Origin of the sequence: Pseudomonas sp. LAIL14HWK12:I10 (assembly GCF_900184205.1) — a bacterium.
Taxonomy (GTDB): Bacteria; Pseudomonadota; Gammaproteobacteria; order Pseudomonadales; family Pseudomonadaceae; genus Aquipseudomonas; species Aquipseudomonas kermanshahensis.
Window position 1 is genome coordinate 233,562 of sequence record NZ_FXWU01000004.1, and the last position, 13,467, is coordinate 247,028.

The window sequence follows — 13,467 nt, forward strand, 5'->3', positions numbered from 1 at the left end:
AGCGCCTTACTCGGCTTTGACCCGCTCTGACGGCCGCCTGGCACCCGCCACCAGTTTTTCCACGGCCTTGCTGGCCGCGACCATGCCAAAGGTCGCGGTCACCATCATCACCGCGCCAAAGCCACCCGAGCAGTCCAGGCGCACGCCTTCACCGACGAAACTCTTCTGCAGGCAAACGCTGCCATCCCCCTTGGGGTAGCGCAGCTGCTCGCTGGAAAACACGCACGGCACGGCGTAGTTACGGCTGACATTGCGCGAGAAGTTGTAGTCGCGACGCAAGGTGGACCGCACCCGCGAAGCCAGCGGGTCGTTGAAAGTCTTGTTGAGGTCACCGACCTGGATTTGCGTTGGGTCGATCTGCCCCCCCGCGCCACCGGTGGTCACGACGCCGATCTTGCGCCGCTTGCACCAGGCAATCAGCGCGGCCTTGGCCATGACGCTGTCGATGCAGTCGATAACGAAGTCGAGGCCTTCGGTGATGTACTCGGCCATGGTCTCGCGGGTGACGAAGTCAGCTACCGCGTGCACCGTGCACGCTGGGTTGATCGCCCGCAGGCGCTCGGCCATGACCTCGACCTTGGGCCGCCCCACCTGCCCTTCGAGGGCATGGGCCTGACGGTTGGTATTGCTGACACAGACATCGTCGAGGTCGAACAGGGTAATCTCGCCCACGCCACTGCGCGCCAACGCCTCGGCCGCCCACGAGCCGACCCCGCCGATACCGACGATCGCCACATGGGCCTGTTTCAACCGCTGCAGGCCATCATCGCCATACAACCGGGCGACGCCGGCAAAGCGTGGATCTTCTGTGCTCATCTTGCTACCCCGAAGCGCATACCGCTAAAAACGGCGCGCATTATATGCCAATGGCGCCGTTGGCCTCCATGGTTAGGAAAGTGCCGGCCAATCCTGCTTTAATATTCACTCAATCCGACAGACTTGGACGACAATGTCATCACGCAAATTCGGCCTCAACCTGGTCGTGGTCCTGGCCATCGCGGCGCTGTTCACCGGGTTCTGGGCGCTGATCAACCGCCCCGTCTCCGCGCCTGCCTGGCCGGAGCAGATCTCTGGTTTCTCGTACTCGCCCTTCCGCCTCGGGGAAAGCCCGCAAAAGGGCCAATACCCCAGCGACGACGAGATGCGCCAAGACCTGGAGCAGATGAGCAAGCTGACCGACAGCATCCGCATCTATACCGTAGAGGGCACCCAGGCAGATATCCCGCGCCTGGCCGAGGAATTCGGCCTGCGGGTGACCTTGGGTATCTGGATCAGCCCGGACCTTGAGCGCAACGAGCGCGAAATCGCCACCGCCATCGAACTGGCCAACACCTCGCGCAGCGTGGTGCGGGTGGTGGTCGGCAACGAGGCGCTGTTCCGCGAAGAAGTCACGCCCGAGGCACTGATCCAGTACCTGGACCGGGTACGCGCCGCCGTCAAGGTGCCGGTCACCACCAGTGAGCAGTGGCACATCTGGAAAGAACACCCGGAACTGGCCAAGCACGTCGACCTGATCGCCGCGCACATCCTGCCTTACTGGGAATTCGTGCCGATGCAGGACTCGGTGGAGTTCGTGCTCGACCGCGCCCGCGACCTCAAGCAGCAGTTCCCGCGCAAGCCGCTGCTGCTGTCGGAAGTCGGCTGGCCGAGCAATGGCCGCATGCGCGGCGGTGCCGATGCTACCCAGGCTGACCAGGCCATCTACCTGCGCACCCTGGTGAACACGCTCAACCGCCGCGGTTACAACTACTTTGTGATCGAGGCCTACGACCAGCCCTGGAAAGCCAGTGACGAAGGTTCGGTGGGGGCTTACTGGGGCGTGTTCAACGCCGAGCGCCAGCAGAAGTTCAACTTCGATGGCCCGGTAGTCGCCATCCCGCAGTGGCGTGCCCTGGCGGTCGCCTCGGTGGTGCTGGCGATGATTGCCCTGATGGTGCTGTTCATCGATGGCTCTGCCCTGCGCCAGCGTGGCCGCACCTTCCTGACCTTCATCACCTTCCTGTGCGGGTCGGTGCTGGTATGGATTGCCTACGACTACAGCCAGCAATACAGCACCTGGTTCAGCCTCACCGTGGGCGTGCTGTTGGCGCTGGGTGCGCTGGGCGTGTTCATCGTGTTGCTGACAGAAGCCCACGAACTGGCCGAGGCGGTATGGATACACAAGCGCCGTCGCGAATTCCTGCCGGTGCAGGCCGACAGCGCCTACCGGCCCAAGGTCTCGGTGCACGTCCCCTGCTACAACGAGCCTCCCGAGATGGTCAAGCAGACCCTCGATGCCCTGGCCGCGCTGGACTACCCCGACTACGAAGTGCTGGTGATCGACAACAACACCAAGGACCCGGCCGTGTGGGAGCCCCTGAAGGCCCACTGCGAGAAGCTTGGCGAGCGCTTCAAGTTCTTCCATGTCGCGCCCCTGGCCGGTTTCAAGGGCGGCGCGCTCAATTACCTGCTCCCGCACACCGCTAAAGATGCCGAAGTGATCGCAGTGATCGACTCTGACTACTGCGTCGACCGCAACTGGCTCAAGCACATGGTGCCGCATTTCGCCGACCCGAAAATCGCCGTGGTGCAGTCGCCCCAGGATTACCGCGACCAGCACGAAAGCGCCTTCAAGAAGCTGTGCTACAGCGAGTACAAGGGCTTCTTCCACATCGGCATGGTCACCCGCAACGACCGTGACGCGATCATCCAGCACGGCACCATGACCATGACCCGCCGTTCAGTCCTGGAAGAGCTGGGCTGGGCCGAATGGTGCATCTGCGAGGACGCCGAGCTGGGCCTGCGGGTGTTCGAAAAAGGCCTGTCGGCCGCCTATGCCCACAACAGCTACGGCAAGGGCCTGATGCCCGACACCTTCATCGACTTCAAGAAGCAGCGCTTCCGCTGGGCCTACGGCGCCATCCAGATCATCAAGCACCATGCCGGCGCCCTGCTGCGCGGAAAGGGCAGCGAGCTGACCCGCGGCCAGCGCTATCACTTCCTGGCCGGCTGGCTGCCGTGGATCGCCGACGGCATGAACATCTTCTTCACCGTCGGCGCACTGCTGTGGTCGGCGGCGATGATCATCGTGCCTCACCGGGTCGACCCGCCGCTGATGATCTTCGCCATCCCCCCGCTGGCGCTGTTCTTCTTCAAGGTGGGCAAGATCATCTTCCTGTACCGCCGGGCGGTCGGGGTCAACCTCAAGGATGCCTTCGCCGCCGCGCTGGCGGGGCTGGCGTTGTCGCACACCATCGCCAAGGCGGTGCTGTATGGGTTCTTCACCAGCAGCATGCCATTCTTCCGCACGCCCAAAAATGCCGACAGCCATGGTGTGCTGGTGGCCCTCTCCGAAGCGCGCGAAGAACTGTTCATCATGCTGCTGTTGTGGGGCGCGGCGCTGGGCATCTATCTGGTGCAAGGGCTGCCAAGTTCGGACATGCGCTTCTGGGTGGCGATGCTGCTGGTGCAGTCGTTGCCGTACCTGGCGGCATTGGTGATGGCGTTGCTGTCGTCGTTGCCAAAACCTGCCGAGAAGAACGTCGAAGCACAAGCCACCTGAAACAGGCCGGGGCCGCCCAGCGGCCCCATTGCCCCGTGCCGACAACCCTCGTTTGATATAAGATAACGCCCCTCGTTTTTCCGCCTTGCCTTGCCCCGGAGTTCCCCATGACGGCCCCTGCCGAGCTCTCGCCTACCCTTCAACTGGCCTGCGACCTGATCCGTCGCCCCTCGGTCACCCCCGTCGATGCCGACTGCCAGGCGCAGATGATGAACCGCCTGGGCGCCGTGGGCTTCCAGCTCGAACCCATGCGCATCGAAGACGTCGACAACTTTTGGGCCAGCCATGGCAACCAGGACGGCCCGGTGCTGTGCTTCGCCGGCCATACCGACGTGGTGCCGACCGGCCCGGTGCAGCAGTGGCAGCACGAGCCGTTCGAAGCGCTGATCGATGCCGATGGCATGCTCTGCGGCCGTGGCGCCGCCGACATGAAAGGCAGCCTGGCGTCGATGGTGGTGGCCAGCGAGCGCTTCGTGCGCGACTACCCCGACCACCGTGGCAAGGTCGCGTTCCTGATCACCAGCGACGAAGAAGGCCCGGCCCACCACGGCACCAAAGCCGTGGTCGAGCGCCTGAAAGCACGCAACGAGCGCCTGGACTGGTGCATCGTCGGTGAGCCTTCGAGCACCACCCTGCTCGGCGACGTGGTCAAGAACGGCCGCCGCGGCTCGCTGGGCGCCAAACTGACTGTGCGTGGCAAGCAAGGCCATGTGGCCTACCCGCACCTGGCGCGCAACCCGATCCACCTCGCCGTCCCCGCCCTGGCAGAACTGGCAGCCGAGCATTGGGACGAAGGCAACGCGTTCTTCCCGCCAACCAGCTTCCAGATCTCCAACCTCAATTCCGGCACTGGCGCCACCAACGTGGTACCCGGTGAGCTGACTGCGCTGTTCAACTTCCGCTTCTCTACCGAGTCGACCGTCGAAGGCCTGCAGCAGCGGGTGGCGGCAATCCTCGACAAGCATCAGCTTGACTGGAGCGTCGACTGGGCACTGTCCGGCCTGCCTTTCCTTACCGAGCCGGGCGAATTGCTCGATGCGGTGTCGGCCAGCATCAAAGCCGTCACCGACCGGGATACCCGCCCGTCCACCAGCGGCGGTACCTCCGATGGCCGGTTCATCGCCACCATGGGCACCCAGGTGGTAGAACTCGGCCCGGTCAACGCCACCATTCACCAGGTCGATGAGCGCATCCTGGCCAGCGACCTCGACCTGCTGACCGAAATCTACTACCAGACCCTGGTCCGGTTGCTCGCCTGATGCTGGCCTGCCCCCTCTGCCAGGCAGCCCTGTCGCGGCTCGACAATGGCGTGGTGTGCCCTGCCGGCCACCGCTTCGACCGCGCCCGCCAGGGTTACCTGAACCTGCTGCCGGTGCAGCACAAGAACAGCCGCGACCCGGGTGACAACCAAGCCATGGTCGAAGCCCGTCGCGACTTCCTCGACGCTGGGCACTACGCCCCGGTGGCCGGTCGCCTGGCCGAGCTCGCCGCCGAGCGCCAGCCGGGTGCGTGGCTAGACATCGGCTGCGGTGAAGGCTATTACACCGCGCAGCTGGCCCAAGCCCTGCCCGACGCCGACGGCTACGCCCTGGACATTTCTCGCGAAGCGGTCAAGCGCGCCTGCCGACGTGATCCGTCGGTCACCTGGATGGTCGCCAGCATGGCCCGCGTGCCCCTGGCCGACGCCAGCTGCCAGTTCATCGCCAGCGTGTTCAGCCCGCTGGACTGGGCCGAAGCCAAGCGCCTGCTCAGCCCTGGCGGTGGCCTGATGCGGGTCGGCCCGACCAGCGGCCACCTGATGGAGCTGCGTGAAGTGCTCTACGATGAAGTGCGCCCGTACGCCGACGACAAGCACCTGGCCCTAGTGCCGGACGGCATGGCCCATGCGCACAGCGAAACCCTTGAGTTCCGCCTGAGCCTGGCTGCGCCCAAGGCACGTGCCGACCTGCTGGCCATGACCCCGCACGGCTGGCGCGCCAGCGCCGAAAAACGGGCACTGGTGATCGACCAGGCCGAGCCGTTCGAGGTCACGGTTTCCATGCGTTATGACTATTTCGTGCGCCAAGACTGAGCACACCCGGAGCCCTTATGCGCCAACCTGATATCGAGATTTACCTGAAGGACGCCGACGTCGACCACAAGCAAATTGCCGCCTGGCTCGCCGAGGCTGTCGGCCCGTGCAGCGAATGGCAGCAAAAAGGCCAGACCTTCAAATGCAAGGCCGGTAACATTCCAGTCACTTGGTTACCCAAGGCTGTAGGGAAATGGAACAGCCTTTACCTGGAAAGCGACCAGACGCCGTGGGCTGATGACGTCGCCTGTGCCCGCGCCGCGCATGCCGCACTCGGCGTCGAAGTACGCTGCGCACCGGGTGGCTGGGTCGAGGAAGACGGTGAAGAAGATGCCGATCGCTGGATCCGCATCAGCGCCGACGGTGAAGAGGAAATCACCTGGCGCACCAGCTGAATACGCTGGAAACTGATCGCATCAGGCTGCAAGTGACACGGACTTGCAGCTTGAGGCTTACCACATGAGGCTCAGAGCCCTACTACGTCCTCGGCTTGCAGGCCTTTCTGGCCCTGCACGCAGGCGTACTCGACCTGTTGCCCTTCGACCAGGGTACGATGCCCCTCACCGCGGATCGCCCGATAATGGACGAACACATCCGCACCACCTTCGCGCTGAATGAAGCCATAGCCCTTGGCATCGTTGAACCACTTTACATTCCCAGTCTCACGAGACGACATCTGAACTACTCCGGATTTTTATTGTGAAGATCGCCTTGTAGGCCCGCAGTCATCACCGCGTGCCGACGCCGCTTGCCGAAATATCCTGCAAGTGGCAGGCCGAGTATATGACACAGATTAAAAAAAATTGATGACGGTCCCGCTTTTTGCCGGTTTTTGCTGAACTTACGCACATACGGCAGACTAATTGGCTGGATACTCACCTGAAAATCACTCCCAGGGCCCACTCCTCATGACCCGTTCCCCCCTGCGCCGCCTGATCTTCGGCGCCCTGCGTCGCCTGTTGTACCTGTGGGTGCGCTCCGAGACCATCAACCAGTCGTCGCTGACGCTCAAGCTCGACCGCAGCCGCCCGGTGTTCTATGCCCTGCCGTCGCCCTCGCTGACCGACCTGGCAGTACTCGACCGCGAGTGCACCAAGGCAGGGCTGCCACGCCCGGTGCTGCCGGTGGCCGTGGGCACCCTGCACGAGCCGGCCGCGTTCTTTTACCTGACGCCCGACCCCGACTGGCTGGGCCGCCAGGACAAAAGCGGCGCCCCGCCCACCCTCGAACGCCTGGTCGCGGCCGTGACCCAGCACGCCGAGGAAGACGCGCAGATCATTCCGGTGAGTGTGTTCTGGGGCCAAAGCCCCGCCAGTGAGTCCAGCCCCTGGAAGTTGCTGTTCGCCGACAGCTGGGCGGTCACCGGGCGCCTGCGCCGGCTGCTGACCGTGCTGATCCTGGGGCGCAAGACGCGTGTGCAGTTCTCTGCACCGATCCACCTGCGTGAACTGGTGCAGCACAACAAGGGCCACGAGCGCACCGTGCGCATGGCCCAGCGCCTGATGCGCGTGCACTTCCGTAACCTCAAGACAGCCGTGATCGGCCCGGACATCTCGCACCGACGCAACCTGGTCAAGGGCCTGGTGCATGCGCCACAGGTACGCCAGGCCATCAGCGACGAAGCCGAGCGCGAGGGCATCCCGCTGGCCAAGGCCGAAGCCCAGGCGCTGCGCTATGGCAACGAGATCGCCTCGGACTACACCTACACCGCGATCCGCTTCCTCGAAGTGGTGCTCAGCTGGTTCTGGAACAAGATCTACGACGGCATCAAGGTCAATCACATCGAGCAGGTGCAAGGCATCGCCCCGGGCCATGAAGTGATCTACGTGCCCTGCCACCGCAGCCACATCGACTACCTGCTGCTGTCGTACCTGTTGTTCCGCAACGGCCTCACCCCGCCGCACGTGGCGGCCGGCATCAACCTCAACATGCCAGTCGTCGGTAGCCTGCTGCGCCGTGGCGGGGCGTTCTTCATGCGCCGCACCTTCAAGGGCAACCCGCTTTATACCGCCGTGTTCAACGAGTACCTGCACACGTTGTTCAGCAAAGGGTTCCCGGTGGAGTACTTCGTCGAAGGCGGCCGTTCGCGCACCGGGCGGATGCTGCAACCGCGTACCGGCATGCTGGCAATCACCCTGCGCAGCTTCCTGCGCTCGTCGCGCACGCCCATCGTCTTCGTGCCGGTGTACATCGGCTATGAGCGCGTGCTCGAAGGCCGCACCTACCTGGGCGAACTGCGCGGCGCGAGCAAGAAGAAGGAGTCGATCTTCGACATCTTCAAGGTCTTCAGTGCCCTGAAGCAGCGCTTTGGCCAGGTCTACGTCAACTTCGGCGAGCCGATCCGCCTGGCGGGCTTCCTCGACGAGCAGCAACCCGGCTGGCGTGAACAGGACCACGGCCCACAGTTCCGCCCGGCCTGGCTCAACCAGGCCACTTCACGCCTGGGCGATACCGTGGCGCGCCACCTCAACGAGGCCGCGGCGATCAACCCGGTCAACCTGGTGGCCTTGGCGCTGCTGTCCACCAGCCGCCACGCCCTCGACGAACGTGCTCTGAGCCGCGTACTGGACCTGTATCTGTCGCTGTTGCGCACGGTGCCGTATTCGCCCCACACCACCTTGCCGGAGGGGGATGGCCTGGCCTTGATCGAGCATGTGAAGGGCATGAAGCTGCTGTCTGAGCAGAAGGACGCCTTGGGCCGCATCTTGTACCTGGATGAAGCCGATGCGGTGTTGATGACCTATTACCGCAACAACGTCCTGCACATCTTCGCCCTGCCGGCCCTGCTGGCCAGCTTCTTCCTCAGCAGCTCACGCATGAGCCGCGAACTGCTTGGCCAGTATGTCCGCGCGCTGTACCCGTACCTGCAAACCGAACTGTTCCTGCGCTGGGCGCCGGAACAACTGGACGAGGTGATCGACCAGTGGCTGGCAGCACTGGTCGAACAAGGGCTGTTGCGTCAGGAAAACGATGTCTACCTGCGCCCGGCGCCGAGCTCTCGGCCGTTCGTATTGCTGACGTTGCTGGCCCGCAACATCACCCAGACCTTGCAGCGCTTCTACATGGCCACTTCGCTGTTGCTCAACAGCGGCCAGCACACCTTGAGTGCAGAAGCGCTGGAAGACCTCTGCGTGATGATGGCCCAGCGCCTGTCGATTCTGCATGGCCTCAACGCCCCGGAATTCTTCGACAAGACCCTGTTCCGCCACTTCATCCAGACGTTGATCGAGCAAGGCGTGCTGCAAGCAGACGCGCAGGGCAAGCTGGGCTACCACGACAAGCTCGCCGAGGTGGCCGAAGCGGTCGCCAAGCGCGTGTTGTCGGCGGAGTTACGCTTGTCGATCCGCCAGGTGGCCTTGCACCGTGACGACTCCCTGGAAACTTCGGCCCTCTGAGGCTTTATCTGACGCGCAAATCCGCTAAAGTCCCTGGGGTTGGCCAAAAGCCAGCGCCAAGGACTACGGAGATTCCATGAAAAAGCTCTTTATGCTGTGTTGCGCATCCCTGCTTGCAGCCTGCTCCAGCCACACCCCATCGACCCAGGCCAGCCTGGACGGCGAAGTCTTCTACCTGCAGCGCATCGCCCTGCCCCCAACCGCCACCCTCAGCGTGAGCTTGCAAGACGTGTCGCTGATGGACGCACCCGCAGTGACCCTGGCCAGCCAGGCCGGCCCGGTTAAAGGCAACGTGCCGCTGCCGTTCCACCTCACCTATGACCCGGCCCAGGTCAAGCCCGGCCACCGCTATGCAATCAGCGCGCGTATCGAGCTCGACGGCAAGCTGCTGTTCATCAACACCGAACACCACGGCGTCAAACTCGACGGCAGCGACACCCAGCCCGTGCGCATCAAGGTCGATCAGGTTCGCTGACACCCGTACATTTCTGTTCAGAAGGAAAGCTTCATGATTCGCTCTTCCCTGCGTTTCACCACCCTGTGTGCCGGCTTGCTGCTGTCTGCCAGTGCCCTGGCCCTGTCGCTGGGCGACCTGTCCCAGAAGGACGCCACCGGTGGCCTGAAAGACGCGCTGACCCAAGGCGCGCAGATTGCCGTCAAGCAACTGAGCACCCCAGGCGGTTTCAACAACAACCCGGACGTGCGCATCGAACTGCCGGGCAACCTTGGCAAGGCCGCCAAAGCCATGAAGATGTTCGGCAAGGGTGACCAGGTCGACGCCTTGGAAACCAGCATGAACAAGGCCGCCGAGGCTGCCGTGCCACAGGCCCAGGCGATCCTGGTCGATGCTGTCAAGAACATGAGCGTGACCGATGCCAAGGGCATCCTCAGCGGTGGCGACGACTCGGCCACCCAGTACCTGAACAAGAGCAGCCGCGAACAGATCCGCGCCAAGTTCCTGCCGATCGTCAAGCAAGCCACCGACAAGGTGGGCCTGGCCCAGCAGTACAACAACTTTGCCGGGCAAGCGGTGGCATTGGGCGTGGTCGACGCCAAGAGCGCCAGCATCGAGAACTACGTGACCGAAAAGGCGCTGGATGGCCTGTTCGAGATGATCGGCAAGCAAGAACAAAGCATTCGCCAGAACCCGGCCGAGGCTGCTACGAGCCTGGCCAAGAAGGTCTTCGGCGTGCTTTAAGCGCACCTGGCCTGCACTGCGCCCCAGATAATGGACGGGTGTCCAACATGAGGGGCGCAGCTCAGCCCCTTTGTAGGAGCAGCCTTGTGCTGCGAAGAGGCCGGTGCAAGCACCTGACATCAAGGGTGCCTGCACCGGCCTCTTCGCAGCACAAGGCTGCTCCTACACAGGGCAGTGGCTGCTCAGTCGGCTGAATCCTTCTTCACCCTGAACCATGCCGCATACAGCGCCGGCAAGAACAGCAGGGTCAACGCGGTCGCAACAATCAACCCGCCCATGATCGCCACCGCCATCGGCCCATAGAACACACTGCGCGACAACGGGATCATCGCCAATACAGCCGCCAGCGCGGTCAGCACGATCGGGCGGAAGCGCCGTACCGTGGCCTCGATGATCGCCTGCCAACGCGCCATGCCCGCCGCGATGTCCTGTTCGATCTGGTCCACCAAAATCACCGAGTTGCGCATGATCATCCCGGCCAGGGCAATGGTGCCGAGCATGGCGACGAAGCCGAACGGCTGGCGGAACACCAGCAGGAACAAGGTCACCCCAATCAGCCCCAAGGGCGCGGTCAGGAACACCATCACCGTGCGCGAGAAGCTGCGCAGCTGGATCATCAGCAAACTCAACACCACCACGATGAACAGCGGCATGCCGGCATTCACCGATTTCTGCCCGCGCTCCGAATCCTCTACCGTACCGCCTACCTCGAGCAGGTAGCCATCCGGCAGCTTGGCTTTGATCGCCTGCAGTGTCGGCTCGATCTGCCGCACCAGCGTCGCCGGCTGTTCCTTGTCATAGATGTCGGCGCGCACAGTCACCGTCGGCAAACGGTTACGGTGCCAGATGATGCCCTCCTCGAAGCCATACTCCAGGGTCGCCACCTGCGACAGCGCCACGCTCTGGCCATTGTCGGTGGGCAACGCCAGGCTGCCGAGGTTGGCCAGTTCGCTGCGTTCCTTGTGCGTGCCGCGCAGCAGGATTTCGATCAATTCGTTGTCTTCGCGGTACTGGCTGACCGTGGTCCCGGTCAGCGAGCTCTGCAAGAAGCTGGACAACTGCGCGGTGCTGACGCCGAGGGCGCGCGCGCGGTCTTGGTCGATCTCCAGGAACACCGCTTTGCTCGGCTCTTCCCAGTCCAGGTGCACGTTCACCACATGCGGGTTCTCACGCACCTTGTCGGCCACCTCGCGGGCCAGCGCCCGGGCCTTCTCGATGTGCTCGCCGGTCACCCGGAACTGCACCGGGTAGCCCACGGGTGGGCCGTTCTCCAGGCGGGTGACGCGGCCGCGCAGCTCGGGGAACTGCTGGTCCATGGTGGTGATCAGCCAGCTGCGCAGGCGCTCACGGTCATCCATCGACTTGGCCAGCACGACGAACTGGGCAAAGCTGGCGGCCGGCAGTTGCTGGTCCAGCGGCAGGTAGAAACGCGGCGAACCGGTGCCCACATAGGCCACGTAATTGTCGATGCCGTCCTGCTGCTTGAGCAGTGCTTCCAGTTGCTTGACCCGCTCGGCGGTGTTGGCCAGCGATGCACCTTCGGCCAGCTTCAGGTCGACCATCAGCTCCGGGCGCCCGGAGGCCGGGAAGAACTGCTGCGGCACGAAACGGAACAACAGGATGCTGCCGACAAACGCCGCGAGGGTCAGCAGGATGACCGTCTTGCGCCGCCGCACGCACCACTCCACCACCCGCCGCACGCGCTGGTAGAACGGCGTGGCATACGGGTCGGGCGCGTGCCCATCACTGCCATGCCGCGCCGCATGCAGTTTGGCCAGGTCTGGCAGCAGCCGCTCGCCCAGGTACGGCACGAACACCACCGCTGCGACCCAGGAGGTCAGCAGCGCAATGGTCACCACCTGGAAGATCGAGCGGGTGTATTCGCCGGTACTGGAGGCCGCCGTGGCGATAGGCAGGAAGCCCGCCGCGGTGATCAGGGTGCCGGTGAGCATCGGGAAGGCCGTGCTGCTCCAGGCATAGCTCGCCGCCTTGAGCCGGTCGTAGCCCTGCTCCATCTTGATCGCCATCATTTCCACGGCAATGATCGCATCATCCACCAGCAGGCCCAGCGCCAGCACCAGGGCGCCGAGCGAGATCTTGTGCAAGCCGATGCCAAAGTAATGCATGGCGGCAAAGGTCATGGCCAGTACCAACGGGATGGCCAACGCCACCACCAGCCCGGTGCGCAGGCCGAGGGAGAAGAAGCTCACCAAAAGCACGATGATCAACGCCTCGGCCAGTACTTGGACGAACTCACCGACGCCTGCCTTGACCGCCGCCGGCTGGTCCGAGACCTTGCGCAGTTCCATGCCCGCCGGCAGGTTGCGCGCCAGGCGTTCGAACTCGCCCTCCAGGGCCTTGCCCAGTACCAGGATGTCGCCGCCGTCCTTCATCGAAACGGCCAGGCCGATGGCGTCCTCACCCATGAAGCGCATGCGCGGTGCGGGCGGGTCGTTAAAGCCGCGGTGCACCTCGGCAACGTCGCCGATGCGGAAGGTGCGATCGCCCACGCGAATCGGGAACTGGCGGATCTGCTCGACGCTGTCGAAGCGCCCGCTCACCCGCAATTGCAGGCGCTCGCTGGGGGTTTCGAAGAAGCCGGCGGTGCTCACCGCGTTCTGCGCCTGCAGGGCCTGTTGGACAGCCTCCAGCGGCACGCCAAGGGTTGCCAGCTTGAGGTTGGACAGCTCGATCCAGATTTTCTCGTCCTGTAGCCCGACCAGCTCGACCTTGCCGACGTCCTTGACCCGCTGCAGCTGGACCTGGATACGGTCGGCGTAATCCTTGAGCACCGCGTAGTCAAAGCCCGCGCCGGTCAGCGCATAGATGTTGCCGAACGTGGTACCGAACTCGTCATTGAAAAACGGGCCCTGCACCTCCGGTGGCAGGGTGTGGCGGATGTCCGCGACCTTCTTGCGGATCTGGTACCACAGCTCGGGGATGTCCTTGGAATGCAGCGAATCGCGGGCCATGAAGGTCACCTGCGACTCGCCCGGGCGGGAGAACGAGACGATCTTCTCGTACTCGCCGGTCTCCATCAGTTTCTTTTCGATGCGCTCGGTGACCTGGCGCGACACTTCTTCGGCGGTGGCGCCGGGCCACAGGGTGCGCACGACCATGGCCTTGAAGGTGAACGGCGGGTCCTCGCTCTGGCCCAGCTTGGTGTAGGACATGGCGCCAATGGCAGCCAGCAGGATCATCAGGAACAGTACGATCTGGCGATTGCGCAGCGCCCAGGCGGAAAGGTTGAAACCCATCGGGA

10 protein-coding genes are annotated in these 13,467 nt (G+C 63.9%); 7 read left to right on the plus strand and 3 right to left on the minus strand.

Translation table 11 applies throughout. From position 1 onward, the window contains the following. Positions 1–6 precede the first annotated feature (6 nt). Positions 7–816: a tRNA cyclic N6-threonylcarbamoyladenosine(37) synthase TcdA gene (gene tcdA / locus QOS90_RS11230; protein ID WP_027595781.1), complete on the minus strand. Its 810-nt coding sequence runs from the start codon at positions 814–816 to the stop codon at positions 7–9. 133 nt (positions 817–949) lie between these two features. On the opposite strand from tcdA, the gene QOS90_RS11235 reads away from it, so the two are divergent. The 4 genes from QOS90_RS11235 to QOS90_RS11250 all read left to right on the plus strand — a co-directional run bounded on the left by QOS90_RS11235 (position 950) and on the right by QOS90_RS11250 (position 6,007). Continuing rightward, positions 950–3,541: a glycosyltransferase gene (locus QOS90_RS11235; protein ID WP_027595780.1), complete on the plus strand. Its 2,592-nt coding sequence runs from the start codon at positions 950–952 to the stop codon at positions 3,539–3,541. Positions 3,542–3,648: 107 nt separating this feature from the next. Further along, positions 3,649–4,800, plus strand: coding sequence for a succinyl-diaminopimelate desuccinylase (dapE, locus tag QOS90_RS11240; RefSeq protein ID WP_085272742.1), 1,152 nt, complete (start codon positions 3,649–3,651; stop codon positions 4,798–4,800). Further along, positions 4,800–5,612, plus strand: coding sequence for a putative RNA methyltransferase (locus tag QOS90_RS11245; RefSeq protein WP_085272741.1), 813 nt, complete (start codon positions 4,800–4,802; stop codon positions 5,610–5,612). The genes dapE and QOS90_RS11245 overlap by 1 nt, the downstream gene beginning before the upstream one ends. 17 nt (positions 5,613–5,629) lie before the next feature. Beyond that, positions 5,630–6,007 carry a hypothetical protein gene (locus QOS90_RS11250; RefSeq protein WP_027595777.1) on the plus strand — a complete coding sequence of 126 codons (378 nt, stop codon included), beginning with the start codon at positions 5,630–5,632 and terminating at the stop codon, positions 6,005–6,007. A 71-nt stretch (positions 6,008–6,078) separates the two neighbouring features. On the opposite strand, the gene QOS90_RS11255 is transcribed toward QOS90_RS11250, so the two are convergent. Continuing rightward, on the minus strand, positions 6,079–6,288 hold the full coding sequence (locus QOS90_RS11255) for a cold-shock protein (RefSeq protein ID WP_027595776.1): 210 nt from the start codon (positions 6,286–6,288) through the stop codon (positions 6,079–6,081). 232 nt (positions 6,289–6,520) lie between these two features. On the opposite strand from QOS90_RS11255, the gene plsB reads away from it, so the two are divergent. The 3 genes from plsB to QOS90_RS11270 all read left to right on the plus strand — a co-directional run bounded on the left by plsB (position 6,521) and on the right by QOS90_RS11270 (position 10,205). After that, the gene (gene plsB / locus QOS90_RS11260) at positions 6,521–9,007 is read left to right on the plus strand and encodes a glycerol-3-phosphate 1-O-acyltransferase PlsB (RefSeq protein WP_085272740.1); all 2,487 of its coding nucleotides are present in this window, start codon (positions 6,521–6,523) and stop codon (positions 9,005–9,007) included. A gap of 76 nt (positions 9,008–9,083) precedes the next feature. Continuing rightward, the gene (locus tag QOS90_RS11265; RefSeq protein ID WP_027595774.1) at positions 9,084–9,482 is read left to right on the plus strand and encodes a YbaY family lipoprotein; all 399 of its coding nucleotides are present in this window, start codon (positions 9,084–9,086) and stop codon (positions 9,480–9,482) included. A 33-nt stretch (positions 9,483–9,515) separates the two neighbouring features. Continuing rightward, the gene (locus tag QOS90_RS11270) at positions 9,516–10,205 is read left to right on the plus strand and encodes a DUF4197 domain-containing protein (RefSeq protein ID WP_027595773.1); all 690 of its coding nucleotides are present in this window, start codon (positions 9,516–9,518) and stop codon (positions 10,203–10,205) included. A gap of 182 nt (positions 10,206–10,387) precedes the next feature. On the opposite strand, the gene QOS90_RS11275 is transcribed toward QOS90_RS11270, so the two are convergent. Beyond that, on the minus strand, positions 10,388–13,462 hold the full coding sequence (locus QOS90_RS11275; RefSeq protein ID WP_085272739.1) for an efflux RND transporter permease subunit: 3,075 nt from the start codon (positions 13,460–13,462) through the stop codon (positions 10,388–10,390). Between the last annotated feature and the right edge of the window lie 5 nt (positions 13,463–13,467).